Raw genomic sequence first — 21,372 nt, 5'->3', positions numbered from 1 at the left:
CTCAAAACTCAATCCGCACATCACCCTTCGGCACACTGCAGCACGACAGGATGTAGCCTTCGGCTTCGTCTTCCTCAGTGATCCCACCGTTGTGCTCCATCTCCACCTCGCCGCCCAGCTTCATCACCTTGCATGTCCCGCAGATGCCCATGCCGCAGGCCTTGGGAATCAGCAGGCCGAGCTTGGCGGCCGCGGCGTGCACCGTTTCACCCGGTGCTACACGAATGCTCTTGCCAGAGGCAATGAACTCCACCTGGTGCAGATCCGCCAAGTCGATCTCCGGCGCATCCGCCGCTTGCTCGGCTTGCTCCACTGCATCGGCCCGCGCTTCTGGCGGCGTCGCGCCAAAGGACTCTTCGTGATAGCGCGCCATATCGAAACCAGCGGCTTCGAGCAGGCGCTTCACCGCGCTCATGTAGGGCGTCGGGCCGCAGCAGAACACTTCGCGCTCGAGGAAGTCCGGCACCATCAGTTCCAGCATCTTGTGGTTCAGGTAACCACGGTACCCGGCCCAAGGCTCTCCCAAACCATGCTTTTCGCAGATCAGGTGCAGACTGAAGTTGTCGATCCGCGACGCCATGTGCTCCAGCTCGCGGTGGTAGATGATGTCCTTGGGCGAGCGGGCGCTGTGAACAAAGGTCATGTCGACATTCGCGTTGGTGTCGTAGAACCAACGGGCCATGGACATGACTGGGGTGATACCGACGCCGCCGCTGAGGTACAGCACTTTCGGGCTGGGAAAGTCGATGGCATTGAACAGCCCCACCGGGCCGTGCACTGCCAGCTCCTGCCCTTCATGCAGCGTGTCGTGCAGCCAGTTGGAGACCTTGCCGCCCGGTACGCGCTTGATGGTTACCGAAAAGCTGTAGGGCACCGAGGGCGAACTGGAAATCGTATACGAGCGCATGATCGGCTGGCCTTCGATCTCCAGCTCCAGGGTGACGAATTGCCCGGGCTTGAAAAAGAACAGGATCGGCTGGTCAGCCATGAAGCAGAAGGTGCGCACGTCCCAGGTTTCCTGGATGACTTTGACGCAACGGACGATGTGTCGACCATTGGCCCAGGTCTGGGTGGTTACCGGATTCAGGAAATTGCTAGACATGTTGTTCTCCACCGCCGACGTCGGCCTTATGGTGGCGATTCTGCGTAACGCCGGGGCCACCCATTTACCTATCTGCGACATTCACATACTTACGGCGACCAGCCCCCAACTACCGGGGGTTGCGCGTCGGGATCAGATTGCGCCATGTCGCCCATGGATAAGGTTCGACGCAACGCCGGGCCCACACTCGCTCCCAACAAAGACGCTTTCTTTACGCCTTGCAACGCAACAACCGTAGCCACTTATCCCGGCCACACAGAATGGCCACGAGGACACATACGATGGACGTCACCGCAACCTTAAGCTTGGGCGATCCGCTGGAACCCGCACGCAAGGCCACCGCGCAAATGCTGCACGAGCGCGAGCGCACCTTTTCACTGCCGCAGCCGTTTTACTCTGATGAGCGGTTGTTTGATATCGACATGCAGGAGATCTTCCAGAAAGAGTGGTTGATCGCCGGCATGACCTGCGAAATCCCTACCAAGGGCAACTACCTGACCCTGCAAGTGGGCAAGAACCCGATCATCGTGATCCGTGGCGCCGAAGGCGTGGTGCATGCATTCCACAACGTGTGCCGCCATCGTGGCTCACGCTTGTGCACCAGCGACAAGGGCAAGGTCGCCAAGCTGGTCTGCCACTACCACCAGTGGACCTACGAGCTGGACGGTCGCCTGTTGTTCGCCGGCACCGAGATGGGCGCTGATTTCGACATGAAGCAGTACGGCCTCAAGCCGGTGAACGTGAAGACCGCCGGCGGCTACATCTTTATCAGCCTGGCCGAGAACCCGCCGGCCATCGATGACTTCCTGTCGACCCTGAATCACTACATGGAACCCTACGACATGGAAAACACCAAGGTGGCGATCCAGACCACCTTGTTCGAAAAGGCCAACTGGAAACTGGTGCTGGAAAACAACCGCGAGTGCTACCACTGCAACGCGTCGCACCCCGAACTGCTCAAAACCCTGCTGGAGTGGGACGACGTCACCGACCCTCGCGCCGACCAAGCTTTCAAGGACCATGTGGCCGCTTCCGCCGCCGCCTGGGATGCCGAGAAGATTCCTTACGCCCACGCCAGTTTCGGCCTGCGCAACCGTATCGTGCGCATGCCGTTGCTCAAGGGCACCGTGTCCATGACCCTCGACGGTAAACAGGGCTGCGCCAAGCTCATGGGCCGTATCAAGAACCCGGACCTGGGTTCGATGCGCATCCTGCACCTGCCCCACTCCTGGAACCACTGCATGGGCGATCACATCATTGTGTTCACCGTGTGGCCGATCAGCGCCCAGGAAACCATGGTCACTACCAAGTGGATCGTGCACAAGGATGCCGTGGAAGGCGTGGACTACGACGTGGAGCGCATGCGCCAGGTGTGGGACGCCACCAACGACCAGGACCGCCGCCTGGCGGAAGAGAACCAACGCGGCATCAACTCCACCGCTTACCAGCCTGGCCCATACTCCAAGACCTATGAGTTTGGCGTGGTGAATTTTGTGGATTGGTACAGCGAGCGCATGTTGAACAACCTGGGCGCCGCTCCAGCGCCGTACCTCAAAGGTGTGGCAGCACACGAATAACTGACACCCTATGGATCAAAATGTTGGAGGGGGCTTTTTGTAGGAGCGAGCTTGCTCGCGAAAAACTCACAGGCATCGCGTTTATTCAGGAAGCACGCGTTATCGTTGACGTTTTTCGCGAGCAAGCTCGCTCCTACTGGTATTAGGGCTGGCCCCTTCCCACATTTGAAGCAGGCGCTGCTTACTATTTGATCAGTTCTCCCGCAGGCCGCTAACACCCTGCCCTCCAGCCTTCGCCCAACAACTTATCCACAAAGTCACCCACCGCAATTGTGGGCAAGTGCGCCGCGCATGCAAATTAAATCAAGAAAATCCGTGACTTATTCAAACTCCCGAGTGCTACGCCGATCTGATCATTTTTTAATCAACCTTCCAGAAGCTTTGATTGACGTGGCTTGCAGCGGTAAGCGAACACCTTATCCACAGATACACCAACAGACTTTGGGGGCAACTTCGTCAGGGCTGTGGAAAAGCGCTTCAACTCTACACAAGCCGGGCCATACAGCAGCCTAAAGCAAAAAAAATCCGAATTTGTTCAAAATTCAACCAGAACCCTGAAAGCCACGCTTTACAAGGGGTGTGGCTGATAGCGAACATCTTATCCACAGAAGCGCCAACAGACTTTGGGGGCAAGTTTCACATTCACCTGTACCGAAAGCATCTAAAAACCTCTGCAAAAACGCAGACTTAGGCTGGCTACTTTTCATACAGGTATCTGCGAGCCTTGCTTTACGTGGCCTGTGGACAACAACAAACACCTTATCCACAGCCACGCGCACAGGGATTGTGGGTAACTGGACGTTTATCCGACTTCGGCCCCCCAATCACTCGTTTTCCAAGATCGACTAACCTCTTTTATGCAGTTATATCCAACGACCCGGAATTTGAAGCGACATCACGTGCCGCCAGCAACCTGACTTTCCGGGACGACGCAGTTAACGCTCCCATAGGAGAACGGCTGATCCATTGAGTGCCGTTGCATAACACACATTGGTCGTTCCAGCAGTTCGGAACTTGTCTATCTGAATTGAAGGTGAGCTAGTTCATGAAAAATCTACAGCGACATAGAGGGGATCTGATTAAGTGGGCGCTGGCAGTGGCATTTCTACTGCCCGCTCTGGGATGGACGCACGGCGCTGTTGACACCCCCATTGCACGGCAAGTGAAGTGCCAAAAAGATGGAGGTTATTGGAGTTCACAAGACGGCTCCTCCATAAAAGATAAAGGCTGCAGGGGCGCTGCACTGGTATTTGAGACACCTGACAAATGGGCGTATCAATTTCAACAATGGAACGAAGTTGCCCACTTGATCAAGGCACCGGGTTATAACGATCCCGAGACGGTCAAGCGGGAAGTTCCGGATGGCAAGCTGTGTTCGGCAGGTGACGATAAGAAAGACGGCCTGAACCGTGTTTCGGCGGATTGGTATCGGACAGATGTCATTCCTGAAAACGGAAAAATGGACGTTCGGATCATCGGTACCGCACCGCACGTCCCCAGCTTTGCCAAAGTGTTTCTCACAAAACCGGGCTTCGATCCGACCACCGCCCCCTTGACCTGGGATAAGTTGACACTGATACACACTGAGCAACTGACTGTCGCCAGGCAGGATTGGGGCAGCAGCCCACCGGCCATTTCCGGCGCCTCTGGGTATTTCCAGTTCGAAGTTCCCGTGCCTTCGGAACAATCGGGCAAAGCCACCTTGTTTGTGCAGTGGCAACGTATCGATCCGGCGGGGGAAGGGTTTTATAACTGTAGCGATATCAACATCGTCGGGGCCTCGATTCCGGAGGAGTGGTATGAACTGGGTCAGTTCATCGATCCCGTCATGGGCGATCTCAAAGCCGGAGACAAGGTCCATTTCCGAATTCTGGACAATTCGCCGCAAGCCAAGGAAGTGATTGATCTGACCCTGCCAATCACCGCAAGCAATCTGGATGCGAATATTTGGGGCAAGCAACTCAGTGACCGGATCAATCCCGCCGTTGCCAAAGTGGGAGAGAAAAACGGCGGCCGCATCGAGTTCAACCTGACTCGACCTGGTGCCAACGCTGTTTACACGCTGGAAAAAGGCTACAGCCAAGCGATGGCAATTGTTCGAGGAGAGGACCCTGGCCCTGTGGACCCGGCACCGCCAGTAGCGCGAATATCTGGCCCGGCAACACTCAAATCAGGGCAAGCCTTCACATTCTCCGGTGTCTCCTCATCGGGCAGCAACGGCCCCCTAGAGTATGAATGGGCTGTTCCGGGGATGAGACAACCGAAAAACGAACCGACCGTCAGCGGGAATGCCGAATCCGTGAGTCAGACGACTACCTTCACAGCACGCTTGAGCGTTACCGACCAGCAAAACGGCAAAACCGGTGAAGCGACATTCGACTTTACCGTCACGCCAGGAAGCGGTGGGGACCACCCGGCGTACGTTGAGGGCACCGACTATAAGGCAGGAGATATTGTGACCAACGAGGGCAAGAACTTTAAGTGCAAGCCTCACCCCTACACCGGCTGGTGTGCGGGGCCTGCCAGGGCATATGCCCCAGGCACTGGGTCGGACTGGATCCAAGCATGGGACCTGGTTCAATGAGCCGCCCGTGAAGCCGTTCAAATCAGCGCCCGGACAGCCAGCTGCCAAGCCCTGACTTCATGGCCTGAAGAGGACCCGATGTGGGAGCAAGCCCTCTCCCACATTTGGGATGTGCGCTGGTTTTAATTCAGCGCACCACACCCTCCTCCACCAATAACTTGAGAATCGCCTGAGCGCCCTCTTCAGCGCTCAGGCCCTTGAGCACCTGCCCGCCACCTCCGCTGGCCTTGGCCGTCGCTGCTTTCATACGATCAGCGCCGCTCTTGGCTTTGATCACCTTGAGACGCTTTGGACGCGGTTTGGCCGGTTGCAACAGTGCGCCGGTGAATAACTCGTCCTGCTCGACCTCTACTTCATGGGCCGCCAGTTCGCCACGTTGCGCCGGGCCGTACGCGCTCTGCCGCGGTTTGGGCGCAGCGTTATCCACAGTGGCGAGAAACGGCAGGCGCACTTTCAGGCGCCGCCGCTGGCCACGGGGCAACGCCTGCAGTACATGGGCTACGCCAGCGTCAATGGATTCCACTTGGGCCAACCCTACAATCAGCGGCCAACCCAATTGTTCGGCCAACAGGAACGGCAGCATGCCCGAGCCTTCACCGGTTTCGGCCTGGCTGCCGGTGAGTACCACTTGAGCACCGGCATCGCGCAGATACTCAGTGAGTACCGGCAAGGCATCCGAGCCTGGCGGTTGCTCCAGTACCTGCAGTTGCGCCAGGCCCATGCCCAGGTAGCTGCGCAGGGTCGGTTCAGCGATGTTGCCGGCGTGCAGCACCTGCAACTTATCCCCAGCCATTTGCAGGCCCAGCTCGACGGCACGCGCATCCTGCTCCGCACGGCGTGGACGCCCGGAAGTGGGGTGGGCGCCGATGGATACCAGGCTGATTACATTGCTTGTCATGGTCATGTCCCTAAGCTGCATCGCGCTTGGCGCCGTTGCGGTAGGCCTCGACCGCATCGATCAAGGCTTGCAGTATCGCGGCGCTCTCGCCGATTACCGACAGGTCGGCACGCTTGATCATGTCGCACCCCGGGTCGAGGTTGATCGCCACCACCTTGTCACAGGCACCGATGCCTTGCAGGTGCTGGATGGCCCCGGAGATGCCCACGGCCACGTAGACCCTTGCAGTGACCCAGGTGCCGCTGGCACCGACTTGGCGATCACGCGCCATAAAGCCATCGTCCACCGCCACCCGTGAGGCGCCTTCCGTGGCGCCCAGGGCCGCGGCGGTCTGGTGGAACAGCGCCCAGTCCTTCACGCCGTTACCGCCGGAGAAAATGAACTCGGCCTCGGCCATGGGAATCGCTGCCGGGTCCACCGCCACCGCGCCGAGATCTTCGATGCGTGGCAGGCTGCGCGCCAGGCCTGTGGATAACTCTACGGGCAACACTTCATGGCGTGTATCACTGACCGGGTCGGCACATTCGGCAGCAGCCAGAATCAGGCGTGGCAGTGGTCGGGCCAAGTCTTCCTGACCTGCGCCGGCACGGCCGATGCAGGTCTGATCCTTGATTTGCCACACCCGCGTGGCCGGGCGCTCCCCGAGGCTGGCGGCAAAGCGCCGGCCCAATTCGCCACCGCCACTCCGACTGTCCGGCAGCAACCAGTGACGGGGGTTGAACTGGTTATCCACAGCACGCAGACCCTGCACACGTTGCTCGGGTGAATAACCGTCGAATTCATGGCCCTCCAGCACCAGCAGGCGGTCGACACCGGCGGTGGAAAACCCGGCCTCCTTGTGTTCGCCGAATACCACCGCCAGCACTGCGCCGTCGCTGCCGGCCAGTTGCCGCGCCAGACCGAGCAAGTCACGGTCGTGACTGCTCAGGCGGCCACCGACCATGTCCGGCACCACGTTGATGTAAAACGCAGGCGCTGGCACCTGATGCAGCGGCAATTGCACTTCCACTGCTGCCGTGCGCTTGGCTGCGCCGCCCTGCTGGGCGCCGCTGCGATCAATACGCTTGATGCCGTTGGGGCCGATAAAACCGACGCCATGCACATTCTTGCGGATGATCCCGTTAGGGCCCATCCAACTGTGTTGTACCGGCTGCATGGCCGCATGCAGCGGGTGCAGGCGGTTACGGGCGATCCATTCGGCCCGTGGGTCGCGGCGGATAATGTCGCTCATCAGTGCACCTCCGCAGGTTCACGTTTGATCGGGGTCTTGACCGGTGCCGGGTCCTCAAGCAAAGCGTCGGCCACCAGCTCAGCGATGTCTTTGATCAATGGCCGTGGTTCGACCACGCCCTCAAGCATCGCCGTACATTGCGGGCAACCTACAGCCACCAGCTCGGCGCCGGTTTCGCGGATGTCATCCATGCGCATATCCGGGATACGTTGCTTGCCGGGAATATCGGTGATCGGCGCGCCGCCACCGCCACCGCAGCAGCGCGAACGGAAGCCCGAACGTTGCATTTCCTTGACCTCGATCCCGAGCGCCCGCAGCACTTGGCGCGGTGCCTCGTATTCGCCGTTGTAGCGGCCCAGGTAACAAGGGTCGTGGTAGGTCACGCTGTTGCCTTTGTGCTGGCCCAGGTTCAGCGCACCATCGCCGATCAGCTCGGCCATGAAGGTGCTGTGGTGCTGCACGAGGTAATTGCCGTTGAACGCACCGTACTCGTTTTTCAGCACATGGAAACTGTGGGGGTCACAGGTGACGATGCGCTTGAAGCTGTACTTGGCCAGGGTCTGGATATTGCGCGTAGCCAACAGCTGGAACGTGGCTTCATCGCCCAGGCGCCGCGCAACGTCCCCGCTGTCGCGCTCCTCCAGGCCGAGTACCGCGAAGTCGACCTTGGCGGCTTTCAGCACTTTGACGAATGCGCGCAGGGTTCGTTGGTTGCGCATGTCGAAGGCACCGTCACCGACCCAGAACAGCACTTCGCAGCTGCCGTTATCGCTGAGCAGCGGCAGGTTCAAGTCCGCGGCCCAGTTCAGACGGCCGCCAGGTGCGAAGCCGCCTGGGTTATCGGTGGCGATCAGGTTTTCCAGGACTTCGGCGCCCTTGTTCGGCGTGGCGCCTTTTTCCAGGGTCAGGTGACGGCGCATGTCGACGATGGCATCCACGTGCTCGATCATCATCGGGCATTCTTCCACGCAGGCGCGGCAGGTGGTGCACGACCACAACGTCTCAGCGTCCACCAGGCCGTTGACGATCGGTTGATGAGGATTGCCGCCATGCTCGCCTACGGGTTTGCCCGGATACGGGCTGCCGGCGAACTTGGCATCGGTGCCACCGGCCAGGCCGACCACCATGTCCTGGATCAGCTTTTTCGGGTTCAGCGGCTGGCCGGCAGCAAAGGCCGGGCACGCCGCTTCGCATTTGCCGCACTGTACACAGGCGTCGAAACCAAGCAGTTGGTTCCAGGTGAAATCCTTGGGTTTTTCCACGCCCAGCGGTGCAGATTTATCGCTGAGGTCCAGGGGTTTCAACCCCGTGGAGCGGCCACCGCCAAAGCGCTCGGCGCGACGGTGCCAGGCCAGGTGCAGGGCACCGGCGAAGGCGTGCTTCATTGGCCCGCCCCAGGTCATGCCAAAAAACATCTCGGACACACCCCACAGCACGCCCACGCTCAATAGCGCAGCGAGCAGCCAACCGCCGAAGTCCGCTGGCAGGATTCCGGCCACCGGCAAGGTCACCAGAAAGAAGCTCACCGAGAAAGCCATCAGGCTTTTCGGCAGGCGCATCCACGGGCCCTTGGATAGGCGCGCCGGAGGATTGCGACGACGCAGGTAGACGAAGGTAGCGCCAACGAACATCAGCACCGAGGCCAGCAGCAGGGCATAGCCGAGGATACGGTTATGCAGGCCAAAGCCATGTACGAGAATGGCCAGCAGGGCCGACAGCACAAAGCCCAGCGCCGTGGCGACGTGGGTGTTGGCGATGTATTTGTCGCGGGCGACCACGTGGTGCAAGTCGACCATGTAGCGCTTGGGCATGGCCAGCAGGCCGCCGAGCAAGTCGACTTTGGATGCACGGCCACGACGCCACATGTTCATGCGGCGCAGGGCGCCAAGGACCGCAAGGCCCAGGGCAGCAAACAAGAGGATTGGCAGCAAGGTGTTCAACATGATGAAGCTCCCACAGACCACACAGGTCTACTGTGAAACTGGCCTTGAATGTGGGAGGGGGCTTGCTCCCGATGGCGGAGTGTCAGTTGATACTGTTGTAGCTGACCCATCGCTATCGGGAGCAAGCCCCCTCCCACATTTGGACCCAGTCCCACATTGGTTCGGTGTCGGGTCAGAAATCCTTGCACAGGCGCAGGGCGTCATAGATCGCAGCGTGGGTATTACGCTGCGCCACACAGTCACCGATGCGGAACAGCAAGTACCCCTCGCCCGCCTCGCTCAGGCACGGCTGCGGCTTGATCGCGAACAGGGCTTCGACGTCGATCTGGCCCTTGTTGCGCGACCCTTCCTTGAGCCCGTAGTAGATGGCTTCGTCCGGACGTACGCCGTTTTCCACCACCACCTGGTCGACCACCCGTTCCTCTTTGGCGCCGGTGTATTCGTTCTCCAGCACAGCCACCAGCTTGTCGCCCTCGCGATAGACCTTTTCCAACATCATGTCGCCGGTCATGATCACTTCCTTGGGGTACATGCTGCGGTAGTAAGTCGGGAACGACGTACCGCCAACTGCCACGCCGGGTTTGATGTCATCGGTGACGATTTCCACCTGGCAGCCTTTGTCGGCCAGGAAGTCGGCCACCGACATGCCGGTGAATTCACAAATGGTGTCGTACACCAGCACGTTCTTGCCTGGCGCGACTTTGCCGTCGAGTACATCCCAACTGCTCACCACCAAACCTTCGGCGGCGCCCCAGTGTTCGTTCTGCTCGATGAACGGATGCCCGCCGACAGCCAGCACTACTACATCCGGACGCAGGTCCAGGATGGTCTCGGCATCCGCCGCCACGCCCAGGCGCAGGTCGACTTTCAAACGCGCCAGCTCCAGTTGGTACCAACGAGTGATACCGGCGATCTGGTCGCGTTGCGGGGCTTTCGAGGCAGTGGTGATCTGCCCGCCGATAAATTCCTTCTTCTCCAACAGGGTCACATCGTGGCCACGTTCGGCGGCGACCCGCGCAGCTTCCATCCCCGCCGGGCCGGCACCGACCACCACGACTTTGCGTTTGGGTCCGGTGGATTTTTCGATGATGTGCGGCACGCCCATGTATTCACGGGAGGTCGCGGCGTTCTGGATGCACAACACATCCAGGCCCTGGTACTGGCGATCGATGCAATAGTTGGCGCCGACGCACTGCTTGATCTGGTCGATCTGGCCCATCTTGATCTTGGCGATCAGGTGCGGGTCGGCGATGTGCGCACGGGTCATGCCGACCATGTCCACATAGCCGCCTTCCAGAATGCGCGTGGCCTGGTTTGGGTCCTTGATGTTCTGCGCGTGCAGCACCGGAACCTTGACCACTTCCTTGATACCGGCGGCCAGGTGCAGGAATGGCTCCGGTGGATAACTCATGTTGGGGATCACGTTGGCCAAGGTGTTGTGGGTGTCGCAACCCGAGCCCACTACGCCGATGAAATCGAGCATGCCGGTGTCGTCGTAATACTTGGCGATCTGCTTCATGTCCTCATGGGAAAGGCCGTCCGGATGGAACTCGTCACCGCACAGACGCATGCCCACGCAGAAGTCATCACCGACTTCTGCACGCACGGCTTTCAAGACTTCCAGGCCGAACTTCATGCGCCCTTCGAAGCTACCGCCCCATTCATCGGTACGCTTGTTGACCCGCGGGCTCCAGAATTGGTCAATCATGTGCTGGTGCACCGCAGACAATTCCACACCGTCCAGGCCACCGGCCTTGGCACGCCGCGCAGCCTGGGCGTAGTTGCCGATCACGCGCCAGATTTCTTCCGGTTCGATGGTCTTGCAGGTGGCACGGTGCACCGGCTCACGTACGCCGGATGGCGACATCAGGGTCGGCCAGTTGAAGCCGTCCCAACGCGAGCGACGGCCCATGTGGGTAATCTGGATCATGATCTTGGCGCCATGCTTGTGCATGGCGTCGGCCAGGTTCTGAAAGTGCGGGATGATGCGGTCGGTGGACAGGTTCACCGAGCTCCACCACTCCTGGGGGCTGTCGATGGCCACCACCGAGGAACCGCCGCAGATCGCCAGGCCGATACCGCCCTTGGCTTTTTCCTCGTAGTACTTCACATAGCGGTCGGTGGTCATGCCACCGTCGGTGGCATACACCTCGGCGTGGGCGGTACTGAGCACGCGGTTGCGGATGGTCAGTTTGCCGATCTGGATCGGCGCGAACATTGCTTCGAAAGCCATGGCAGGGTTCCTCGACTTACAACGGCTTGACGGTGAACAGCCCGTCGTCATGGCCCTCTTCGGAGCCTCCATAGACTTGTTCGGCCACAGTGCGGATGTTGCTGCCGCGCGCTTGCAGAATCTGGTCCATGGCGCCGGCAAACCAGCCGGTGAACATGTAGTCCACTTTGCGCCCGACCTTGCCGTACACATAGACAAACGCCGAGTGCTCCAGCTTGACGCTGGCGGTGCCTTTATCCAGGTCGATGTCCTGGATCTTGAACAATCCCCAGCCGCGCTGCGACAGGCGCTTCATGTAGTGCTCGAACACCGCGACACCTTCCAGGCCGTGGCATTCGGCTTCTTTTTCGCACCAGTGCCAGGCGGATTTGTAGCCGGCCTTATAAAGGATTTCGGCATAGGCGTCGGCGCCCAGTACTTCTTCGATACCCATGTGGTTATTGACGAAGAAATGCCGCGGCACGTACAGCATTGGCAGGGCGTCGGAGGTCCAGACACCGGTTTCGCTGTCGACTTCAATAGGTAATTGCGGGGCGATCTTGGCCATGGAAACTTAACTCCAGAAAATTTGTTTTGATGCCCCCGCCGTCGGATGGCCGAGGGAAAAGAAGTGTCAGCGGTGGCTTATTCGCCCCAGACGTCCTTGAGCACGTTGACCCAGTTCTCGCCCATGATCTTGCGCACTACGCGCTCGCTGTGGCCGCGCTTGAGCAGGGTTTCGGTGAGATTGGGGAACTCGCCCACGGTGCGGATGCCCAGCGGGTTGATGATCTTGCCGAAGCTGGTCAGGCGGCGGGCGTAGCCCTTGTCATGGGTGAGCATTTCGAAGAAATCCTGGCCATGGCCCTGGGTGAAGTCGGTGCCGATGCCGATAGCGTCTTCGCCGACGATATTCATGGTGTATTCGATGGCTTCGGCGTAGTCGTCGATGGTCGAATCGATGCCCTTGGCCAGGAACGGCGCGAACATGGTCACACCAACGAAACCGCCATGATCAGCGATGAACTTGAGCTCTTCATCGGATTTGTTGCGCGGGTGCTCTTTAAGACCCGACGGCAGGCAGTGGGAGTAGCACACCGGTTTTTTCGATTCGAGGATCACCTCTTCTGAGGTTTTGGACCCGACGTGTGAGAGGTCGCACATGATGCCTACGCGGTTCATCTCGCCGACGATTTCGCGACCGAAACCCGACAAGCCGCCATCGCGCTCATAGCAGCCGGTGCCCACCAGGTTCTGGGTGTTGTAGCACATCTGCACCACCCCCACGCCGAGCTGCTTGAAGATCTCCACGTAGCCGAGCTGGTCTTCAAACGCATGGGCATTCTGGAAGCCGAAGATGATGCCGGTCTTGCCTTGTTCCTTGGCGCGGCGGATGTCGGCGGTGGTTTTTACCGGGATCACCAGGTCGCTGTTCTCACGGATCAGGGTCTGGCTGGCAACAATGTTATTAATCGTGGCCTGGAACCCTTCCCACACCGACACGGTGCAGTTGGCGGCGGTCAGGCCCCCCTTGCGCATGTCCTCGAACAGGTCGCGATTCCACTTGGCAATGATCAGCCCGTCGATAACGATGCTGTCGGCGTGCAATTCGGCTGGGCTCATCAGGCGTCCCCTTATTGGCGATTCATGCGCCGAATCGTGTGCCGGCGCTTTGGGGCCAGCATATGCCCAGGGATCGACGGAGCCGGGTGCAAAAACGACAGGGGAATTGCCGAAAGCGTCAATCCGCGACAAAGGCTATGTAGACATGCCTGCTGGGCGGCTGTTCTTTGTCTTACGCTTGAGCCAGAATTGCGCATCACCTGATATGAGACGGCGCAATGAAATCGATTTTCCTGGCTTTGGCACTCATCGCAACCACCGCCCACGCAGCCGAAGACACCGACAGCACACCGTGCGACGGCATCGAAAACGACAAACAGACCCTGGCCTGCGCCGCCTACAACAAAACCACTGCCGAGCAACTGCTCAAGGATAACTACCAGGGCCTGCTGGAACGCATGGGTTCGATCTATGGCAGCGACAAGACCAAGCTGGCCGACATTACCGCACGTCTGAAGGACGCCCAGCAGAAATGGGAAAAATTGCGTGACGCCGATTGCGCGGTGGACACCTTCCCGGCGGTGAACGGCAGCAAGGAATACGCGATTGCGCAGAATGATTGCCTGGCACGGATGAGTGATGAGCGGTCGGAGTTTTTGGAGTCGATTGGGCAGGAGTAAACGCTATTTGCGCGGCAAGGCCGCGCAAATAGCGTCGTTACATTCAAGCCATGAAGGGTGACTTGAACGGGCGCTTGCTCAGGGGTGGGGATGGCTCGTAGGCATAATCCAAACTATTGATTTCCATCACCTGCGAAATACTGCGCGTCCAAGGCACGATCACGTCGTGGTAATTATGCCCTGACGGCCCACCTTGCATCGGACAGTAGTGAGGCGCCAAGCTGGGTTTATCCAGCCTCATCTGCGCTTGCCAATCGGCCCAGATCTTGTCGACGAAGCAGTGATGCAGAAAAAACACCGGGTCTTCGGGTGAAGTCATCGCCAACATGTTGCCGCCAATCCACAGGTGGACTCGGTTGTGCAATTGCGAGCCAGGCGTGGTGACTTGGGGGTCGCCCCTCTGGGTAATCCACCCTTCGAGACGGTTTCTGAACCCCCGATTAAACGGGCTTGCCGTATAATTCGGCTCGTCATACAGCCCTTCGTTCATCGCCATTTTCAAGTCGGCGCCCGTGGGCAGCGAATCGACCAGCTGCGAAAACTGTCGCTTCAGGCCCGGGCCCGGCAGACCGTCTTCCGGATACTCAGGAACGTCCCAATTCCCGGTTTCGTATGCAAATGGCCCATCCTGCACCCTGAACTGATCGGCAGGGTCACCATCACCGCCCATATGTTTCCATACCGGCGCATTCCAGGGATCTGCCGCGTCCAATGTCCAATCCCAGTAAGGAATCGTTACTTCGGGGCTGATACCCCTTAGCTCGTTTTCCAACTGCATCAACATCTCACGGTGCCAAGGCAAAAAGGCCGGGCCCAAATGGGCGCCATTGCGATAGTCGGGGTCCTGGGGCTCATTGGGGTAAACCGTAGGCACCATGACCGCGTGGTGCCAATGCACGTACTTGTCATATTTGCCCTGCTTCCTGAGAGCCAACATCGCCTTGATAAAGTCGTCTAATTCATCATCGTTCAATGTTCGAATTTCCTTGCGAATCCTCATGGCGCAACTCCTTTGTCGGAAAGATCTGGAGCCACGTAAGGCTCCGTCCCGAATCTAGGTGAGGCGCCAAACGGGATCTACTGTCAAACATGACAGTGCAGCCACTATTTCAGACAAACGGCCAACGCCTCTCCATCACGTCGACCCTGTTAAGATTCACGCTCTCTTTACCTGCTCAAGGCAACGTCCATGACCCTCTGCGGCATCGAAATCAAAGGCAGCGAAGCCATCATCGCCCTCGCCGCCCTGGACAACCAGGCGCTGACCCACGTCGCCCTGGCCACCAAGAAAATCGCCCTGGATGACGACGACGAGGCAGCTAACGTCAAAGCCTTCGCCACCCAGGTAAAGGCTTTCGTACTGGACAACGGCATCCAGCGCATCGCGATCAAGAAGCGCAGCAAGAAGGGTGAATTCGCCGGCGGCCCGACGACGTTCAAGATTGAAGGGGTGTTTCAATTGCTGGAAGGGGTTGAGGTAACGCTGCTGTCGCCGCAGACCATCAATGCGCAAAACAAGAAGCACACCTTTGACCTGCCGGCGACGCTCAACAAGTATCAGCACGAGGCGTATAAGACCGCGTGCTCATGCCTGATGAAGAAATAAACGCGATCAGCTTTTGACGCAGTGCTCCAGGCCGTGCCCGCCGCCTTCGTATTCAGGACCGTAATAGTATTTAACGAAGGAGACTTTGCCTTCCGGGGTCGGTGTCACTTGTGCCACGCCCACACCAAAGTCTTTCAAGGCCGGATCGGTGTGGGCAAAGTAGATGCCCAGCGTATCCGAGGTGCCGGCGGCCATGCCTTCATAGCGGGACTTGTCCTCCAGGGTCAGGGTGAAGGTGTAGGCGGCGTACTTGCCAGTGCTTTGCTTGGCATCGAGCTTCATCTCGACCACGCCCTTGAAGTTGCCGATATGTTTATCCTGGCCGTTACATTCATAACGCCCGCTGTAATCGGCGCCGGTAAAAGGTGCGGGCGCCTGGGCAGCCCACAGCGGGGTGGAAACGAGGGCCATCACAGCAACGAGTTTTTTCAGCATGCCAACCTCTTGGGGTTACGTAGTGGCGCTCCTGACGTAGGCGCTTTGATTTTCAAAGCACTTGGCCAGAAGCAACATGGAGACCCTTGGACGTTAGCAGGCTCTTTCTATAGATCGTAGTTAACGGCAAAAAACAAGAAACTTCCGACAGCTTTTGTGACGACCCTTACAAGATACGTCTGACGCTGTCTTAGTGTGATGTACGACTTTTATGCCGTAGCCAATCACCGAACGACTTGTCCTCCAAGGCATAGCCCCCCCGGCTCGACTTCCACACCAGCTCCTTGTCGCGCAAGGCATCGATACACGCCTGGATGGTCTGGGTGCCCGGCACCACGTCACTGCCCATAGCCTCCAGTTTCTTGCTGACCGCCGTAAGGGTGCTGTCAGTGAATGGCGCAAATGGCTCATTGGCGTGTGAACGCTCCACCATCACTTCCAACACGGCACGTTGCGGGACGGTCAGGGCGTTCCAGGCGCTTTCGAATTCGGTCCACACCCCGGCGCGTAGCAGTTCGGCGCGACTGTGCAACAGTTGGCCCAGGTTGCTCGCCTCCCCCAGTTCCAGCGCCACTTCACCAATGATGGTGCGCAGCATCTCGGGACGACGGCCTACCAACTCAAACGCTTCGTCGATATCCGCCGCTTTGAACTGGTTGGTCTTGGCCAGATGGGCGTTGAGGTGAGTCGTGTAAGCCTGGGTGAATTCCTTGCCCAGCAAGGGGAACGGCGTGATGCTGGAGCCGAAAAACGGTTGGCTTTTACCCAGCACCAAATGCGCGAGCTTGTCGCGATTAGAGCCGGTGAACACCAGGTGCAAGCCACTGCCCTCGCCTTCACGGCCCTGATTGAGCTGATCCCGCGCGGCCTTGAGCGCGAACATGGAGTTAAGGCCAGCCTCAGTGGTCAGCGCGTGTTGCGCCTCATCGATCACCAGCACCACGGTTTTTTCGGCGGCGCTGTGGAGTAATTCCAGCGCTTGCGTAAGCGTCGCCCCGGCCGGTAATTGCGGCGTGGTGAAATCCCAGGACAACGTGCGTAGAAAACTGAGTTTTTCGATACCGATATTTTTCGCCAGCTTGCGTACACCCTTTTCAAAGGGCACCAAGGCACCGGCGATAGCACTGGCGATCAGGTCTGCAGGATCTTTTTCCTTGTCGGCCCACAGGTCGACATACACAACCAACCAGCCACGGGCCTGGCATTGCGGGACGAGATCTTCACGCAGAAACGTACTTTTGCCCGTACGGCGCGGAGCCGCGAGAAACAGGCCAGAAGTGAAATCCTGAATACCGGCCCCCACCAGGCCATCGGCAATGCTGCTTGCCAAGGTGGGGCGGCGGAACACAAAGCCGCTGTGCTTGGACATGGTTTTATACTCAATTATGAAACGGACTATAAATTATAGCCGAGAGTATAATTAACTATAATTGCCCGTCAAACCGCCTCCCGTCGCCGATCCTCTCTCGGGCACTTGGCAAACCTGGCTCGATAGCTACGGGTGAAATACGACGGCGACTCAAACCCGCACGCAATGCTCACCTCCAGCACACTCATGCCGCTCTGGCGCAGCAGTTTCCGGGCTTTCTCCAGGCGCAGGCCAAGGTAGAAGTTGCTCGGCGTATCGTTCAGGTGCAGACGAAACAGCCGTTCCAGCTGGCGCCGGGTAACCTTGATCGCCTCGGCCAGGGCCAGGGTGCTCAGGGGCGGTTCAGTGTGTTGCTCCATCTCGCCAATCACCTGCACCAACTTCTTGTTGTTGATGCCATAGCGCGTGGCGATCTGCATGCGCTGGTGGTCTTTGCGTGGGCGGATGCGCCCCAGTACGAATTGCTCCGAGACCTGGATCGCCAACTCCGGGCCGTGTGCCTGGGCGATCAGGTCGAGCATCAGGTCGATGGACGCCGTACCACCGGCGCAGGTGATGCGGCGGCGGTCGATTTCGAAGAGTTCCTGGGTCACGCTCAGGTGTGGATAGGACTCCTTGAAGGCGTCGATGGCTTCCCAGTGCAAGGTCAGGCGGTGACCATCGAGCAGGCCGGCCCCGGCCAGCACGCAGGCACCAGTGTCGATGGCGCCGAGGGTCACGCCGTCATGATCGAGACGGCGCAGCCAGTGTTCCAGCATGGGAGTGGCGAACTGAAGAGGTTCGAAGCCGGCCACCACCAATAACGTCGCGCCTTTTTTCAGCGGCTCCAGCGCGGCGTCAGCGTTGACCGACATGCCATTGCTCGCCAGCACCGCGCCGCCATCGGCGCTCAATATATGCCAACGGTACAGCTCGCCGCGAAAGCGGTTGGCAACCCGCAACGGTTCCAGTGCAGAGATAAAGCCGATGGCCGAAAAACCCGGCATCAGCAGGAAGTAGAAATCCTGGGACATGGTGGCGCTCTCGTAGTACGGGCAGCGTGGTCACTGTGATACGCCAGTTCAACCAGCCATTCAAGAGCACAGGTCGCTGCAGTGCAAGAGTCGGTCGCCGCCGTGCGTTTTGTTGGCACTCAAGCTGCGTAACTTGATGTCACGGCGCACAAAGACGCCGGACCCCACAATAACGACCTGCCGAGGGATCCACCATGAACCGACTGATCAGCCGCTGTGCGCTTGCACTCAGCGCCAGCGCTATTTTGAGTACCCACGTCATGGCAGCGGACGCCGCTTCTTGCCAGAACGTGCGCATGGGCGTGGTGAACTGGACCGACGTAATCGCCACCAGCGCCATGACTCAAGTGCTGCTCGACGGCCTCGGCTACAAGACCAAGCAAACCAGCGCCTCCCAGCAAATCATCTTCGCCGGGATCCGCGACCAGCGCCTGGACCTGTTCCTCGGCTACTGGAACCCGCTGATGACCCGGACCATCACGCCGTTCGTCGATGCCAAGCAGGTCAAGGTCCTCGACAAGCCCAGCCTGGAAGACGCCCGCGCCACCCTGGCGGTGCCCACCTACCTGGCGGACAAGGGGCTGAAAACCTTTGCCGACATCGCCAGGTTCGAAAAAGAGCTGGGCGGCAAGATCTACGGCATCGAGCCAGGCTCAGGCGCCAACACCCAGATCAAGGCGATGATCGCCAAGAACCAGTTCGGCCTGGGCAAGTTCCAGTTGGTGGAGTCCAGCGAGGCCGGCATGCTCGCCGCCGTGGACCGCGCCGTGCGGCGCAAGGAAGCCGTGGTGTTCTTCGGTTGGGCGCCGCACCCGATGAACATCAACGTGGCGATGACCTACCTCAGCGGCAGCGAAGATGCCCTGGGCCCGAACGAAGGCAAGGCCACCGTCTGGACCGTAACCGCGCCGACCTATGCCCAGCAGTGCCCCAACGTGCACAGACTGCTGACCAACCTGACCTTCACCGCCGCCGACGAGAGCCGGATGATGCAGCCGCTGCTGGAACACAAGGACGCCATTGAATCCGCCCGGCAGTGGCTCAAGGATCACCCGCAGGACCAGACGCGCTGGCTGGAAGGCGTGACCACCTTCGACGGCAAGCCGGCTGCGACCAACCTGCAATTGACCAGCAAATAACCCATTTCTTCTCACCGCTTCGCAGCCCGTAACGGCTGCGAACGGCACCACCACGCCCGTAAGGAACCACCCCATGAACCACGACGTCATCATCACCTGCGCACTCACCGGTGCTGGCGACACGACCGCCAGAAGCCCCCACGTGCCGGTCACGCCCAAACAAATCGCCGCTGCTGCAGTAGAAGCCGCCAAGGCCGGCGCCACCGTGGTGCATTGCCATGTACGCGATCCGCAAACCGGCAAGTTCAGTCGCGACGTGGCGCTGTACCGCGAAGTGATGCAGCGCATCCGTGAGGCCGACATCGACATCATCGTCAACCTCACCGCCGGCATGGGTGGCGACCTGGAAATTGGTAGCGACGAGAACCCGATGGAATTCGGCCCCAACACCGACCTGGTCGGCCCGTTGACCCGCCTGGCCCATGTGGAGGAACTGCTGCCGGAGATCTGCACCCTGGACTGCGGCACGCTCAATTTCGGCGACGGCGACACCATTTACGTGTCCACCCCGGCGCAATTGCGGGCCGGTGCCAAGCGTATCCAGGCGCTGGGCGTAAAGGCCGAACTGGAAATCTTCGACACCGGCCACCTGTGGTTTGCCAAGCAGATGATCAAGGAAGGCCTGCTCGATAACCCGCTGTTCCAACTGTGCCTGGGCATCCCCTGGGGCGCGCCGGCCGACACCACCACCATGAAAGCAATGGTCGACAACCTGCCCGCCGACGCGGTGTGGGCCGGCTTCGGGATTGGCCGCATGCAGATGCCGATGGCCGCTCAAGCGGTGCTGCTGGGCGGCAACGTACGGGTCGGCCTGGAAGACAACCTGTGGCTGGACAAAGGCGTACTCGCCACCAATGGTCAATTGGTGGAACGCGCCAGCGAAATCCTCAGCAAGCTGGGGGCACGGGTCATGACCCCGGCCGAGGGCCGAATCAAGATGGGCCTGACCAAACGCGGTTAAGAAATGTGGGAGGGGGCTTGCTCCCTTCCACATTGAGCTGATTCCAAAACAGAACCTTGAATACTTCAGGAAATTCGCCAATGAGCTTTATTACTGAAATCAAAACCTTCGCTGCCCTGGGCAGCGGTGTAATCGGCAGCGGCTGGGTATCCCGCGCCCTGGCCCACGGCCTGGACGTAGTGGCCTGGGACCCGGCGCCCGGAGCCGAGATTGCCTTGCGCAAACGCGTCGCCAACGCCTGGGGAGCCCTTGAGCAACAAGGATTGGCGCCTGGTGCATCTCAAGACCGTCTGCGCTTTGTGAGCACCATCGAAGAATGCGTCAAAGACGCCGATTTCATCCAGGAAAGCGCTCCGGAACGCCTGGAGCTGAAGCTGCAGTTACACAGCCAGATCAGCGCGGCGGCCAAGCCTGATGCACTGATCGGTTCGAGCACGTCCGGGCTGTTGCCGAGTGAGTTCTACGAAGGTTCCACACACCCGGAACGCTGCGTCGTCGGCCACCCGTTCAACCCGGTCTACCTGCTGCCACTGGTGGAAGTGGTCGGCGGCAAAAACACCGCCCCCGAAGCGATCCAGGCTGCAATCAAGGTGTATGAAGCCCTCGGCATGCGCCCGCTGCATGTGCGCAAGGAGGTGCCCGGGTTTATTGCTGACCGCCTGCTCGAAGCGCTGTGGCGCGAGGCGCTGCACCTGGTCAATGACGGCGTGGCGACCACCGGCGAAATCGATGACGCGATTCGCTTTGGTGCCGGCTTGCGCTGGTCGTTCATGGGCACCTTCCTCACCTACACCCTGGCGGGCGGCGATGCCGGCATGCGCCACTTCATGGCGCAGTTCGGGCCGGCGTTGCAGTTGCCGTGGACTTATCTACCAGCGCCTGAACTGACCGACAAATTGATCGATGATGTGGTCGATGGCACCCGTGACCAATTGGGCAGCCACAGCATTTCGGCGCTGGAGCGCTATCGTGATGATTGCCTGCTGGCGGTGCTGGAGGCGGTGAGAACCACCAAGGCCAAGCACGGCATGACCTTCGCCGAATAACAGGACCCTAATA

At 59.5% G+C, this 21,372-nt stretch carries 18 protein-coding genes; 7 read left to right on the top strand and 11 right to left on the bottom strand.

Annotated elements, in window-relative coordinates; genetic code table 11:
* Position 1: 1 nt before the first annotated feature.
* Positions 2-1,102 carry a glycine-betaine demethylase subunit GbcB gene (gene gbcB / locus QZR30_RS06550; RefSeq protein ID WP_043046144.1) on the bottom strand — a complete coding sequence of 367 codons (1,101 nt, stop codon included), beginning with the start codon at positions 1,100-1,102 and terminating at the stop codon, positions 2-4.
* A 281-nt stretch (positions 1,103-1,383) separates the two neighbouring features.
* Between gbcB and gbcA the strand changes: the two genes are divergently transcribed.
* Both gbcA and QZR30_RS06540 read left to right on the top strand, forming a co-directional pair.
* Complete coding sequence (gbcA, locus tag QZR30_RS06545) at positions 1,384-2,679, top strand: glycine-betaine demethylase subunit GbcA (protein ID WP_046069850.1); 1,296 nt, start codon at positions 1,384-1,386, stop codon at positions 2,677-2,679.
* 1,045 nt (positions 2,680-3,724) lie between these two features.
* Positions 3,725-5,263, top strand: a complete 1,539-nt coding sequence (locus QZR30_RS06540) for a lytic polysaccharide monooxygenase (RefSeq protein ID WP_274356629.1) — start codon at positions 3,725-3,727, stop codon at positions 5,261-5,263.
* Between the two features lie 127 nt (positions 5,264-5,390).
* Here QZR30_RS06540 and etfB read toward each other — a convergent pair whose 3' ends face one another.
* The 6 genes from etfB to QZR30_RS06510 form a co-directional block, all read right to left on the bottom strand.
* Positions 5,391-6,161, bottom strand: coding sequence for an electron transfer flavoprotein subunit beta (gene etfB / locus QZR30_RS06535; RefSeq protein ID WP_046069851.1), 771 nt, complete (start codon positions 6,159-6,161; stop codon positions 5,391-5,393).
* Between the two features lie 10 nt (positions 6,162-6,171).
* Positions 6,172-7,392, bottom strand: a complete 1,221-nt coding sequence (etfA, locus tag QZR30_RS06530) for an electron transfer flavoprotein subunit alpha (RefSeq protein WP_046069852.1) — start codon at positions 7,390-7,392, stop codon at positions 6,172-6,174.
* Complete coding sequence (gene dgcB / locus QZR30_RS06525; RefSeq protein ID WP_274356632.1) at positions 7,392-9,335, bottom strand: dimethylglycine demethylation protein DgcB; 1,944 nt, start codon at positions 9,333-9,335, stop codon at positions 7,392-7,394. Before dgcB ends, etfA begins: the two co-directional genes overlap by 1 nt.
* A 172-nt stretch (positions 9,336-9,507) precedes the next feature.
* Positions 9,508-11,568 carry a dimethylglycine demethylation protein DgcA gene (gene dgcA, locus QZR30_RS06520; RefSeq protein ID WP_046069854.1) on the bottom strand — a complete coding sequence of 687 codons (2,061 nt, stop codon included), beginning with the start codon at positions 11,566-11,568 and terminating at the stop codon, positions 9,508-9,510.
* A gap of 16 nt (positions 11,569-11,584) precedes the next feature.
* Positions 11,585-12,115 (bottom strand): DUF5943 domain-containing protein, encoded by a 531-nt coding sequence (locus tag QZR30_RS06515; protein ID WP_003194877.1) that lies wholly within the window; start codon positions 12,113-12,115, stop codon positions 11,585-11,587.
* A gap of 77 nt (positions 12,116-12,192) precedes the next feature.
* The gene (locus tag QZR30_RS06510; protein WP_014720245.1) at positions 12,193-13,170 is read right to left on the bottom strand and encodes a dipeptidase; all 978 of its coding nucleotides are present in this window, start codon (positions 13,168-13,170) and stop codon (positions 12,193-12,195) included.
* Positions 13,171-13,388: 218 nt separating this feature from the next.
* Between QZR30_RS06510 and QZR30_RS06505 the strand changes: the two genes are divergently transcribed.
* Positions 13,389-13,790, top strand: coding sequence for a lysozyme inhibitor LprI family protein (locus QZR30_RS06505; RefSeq protein ID WP_043046153.1), 402 nt, complete (start codon positions 13,389-13,391; stop codon positions 13,788-13,790).
* A 43-nt stretch (positions 13,791-13,833) separates the two neighbouring features.
* On the opposite strand, the gene QZR30_RS06500 is transcribed toward QZR30_RS06505, so the two are convergent.
* Positions 13,834-14,790, bottom strand: a complete 957-nt coding sequence (locus QZR30_RS06500; protein ID WP_046069856.1) for a tyrosinase family protein — start codon at positions 14,788-14,790, stop codon at positions 13,834-13,836.
* Positions 14,791-14,979: 189 nt separating this feature from the next.
* Between QZR30_RS06500 and QZR30_RS06495 the strand changes: the two genes are divergently transcribed.
* Entirely contained in the window at positions 14,980-15,396 is a 417-nt protein-coding gene (locus QZR30_RS06495; RefSeq protein ID WP_056846921.1) for a DUF3010 family protein, read from the top strand.
* A gap of 6 nt (positions 15,397-15,402) precedes the next feature.
* On the opposite strand, the gene QZR30_RS06490 is transcribed toward QZR30_RS06495, so the two are convergent.
* The 3 genes from QZR30_RS06490 to QZR30_RS06480 form a co-directional block, all read right to left on the bottom strand.
* Positions 15,403-15,831 (bottom strand): hypothetical protein, encoded by a 429-nt coding sequence (locus QZR30_RS06490; protein WP_046069858.1) that lies wholly within the window; start codon positions 15,829-15,831, stop codon positions 15,403-15,405.
* 190 nt (positions 15,832-16,021) lie between these two features.
* Positions 16,022-17,200, bottom strand: a complete 1,179-nt coding sequence (locus QZR30_RS06485; RefSeq protein ID WP_059396620.1) for an AAA family ATPase — start codon at positions 17,198-17,200, stop codon at positions 16,022-16,024.
* Between the two features lie 68 nt (positions 17,201-17,268).
* Positions 17,269-18,213, bottom strand: coding sequence for a GlxA family transcriptional regulator (locus QZR30_RS06480; protein ID WP_046069860.1), 945 nt, complete (start codon positions 18,211-18,213; stop codon positions 17,269-17,271).
* 194 nt (positions 18,214-18,407) lie between these two features.
* Here QZR30_RS06480 and QZR30_RS06475 point away from each other — a divergent pair, with 194 nt between their 5' ends.
* From QZR30_RS06475 to QZR30_RS06465, 3 genes are all read left to right on the top strand, one after another.
* Positions 18,408-19,352 (top strand): choline ABC transporter substrate-binding protein, encoded by a 945-nt coding sequence (locus QZR30_RS06475; RefSeq protein WP_068965632.1) that lies wholly within the window; start codon positions 18,408-18,410, stop codon positions 19,350-19,352.
* A gap of 73 nt (positions 19,353-19,425) precedes the next feature.
* Positions 19,426-20,313, top strand: a complete 888-nt coding sequence (locus QZR30_RS06470) for a 3-keto-5-aminohexanoate cleavage protein (protein ID WP_046069862.1) — start codon at positions 19,426-19,428, stop codon at positions 20,311-20,313.
* An 80-nt stretch (positions 20,314-20,393) separates the two neighbouring features.
* Entirely contained in the window at positions 20,394-21,359 is a 966-nt protein-coding gene (locus QZR30_RS06465; protein WP_046069863.1) for an L-carnitine dehydrogenase, read from the top strand.
* The last annotated feature ends 13 nt before the right edge of the window (positions 21,360-21,372 follow it).

Origin of the sequence: Pseudomonas sp. rhizo25, assembly GCF_031931935.1 — a bacterium.
GTDB classification, from domain to species: domain Bacteria; phylum Pseudomonadota; class Gammaproteobacteria; order Pseudomonadales; family Pseudomonadaceae; genus Aquipseudomonas; species Aquipseudomonas synxantha.
The sequence above is the reverse complement of the archived record's forward strand: the minus strand, read 5'-3'. Positions and strand labels throughout refer to the sequence as shown.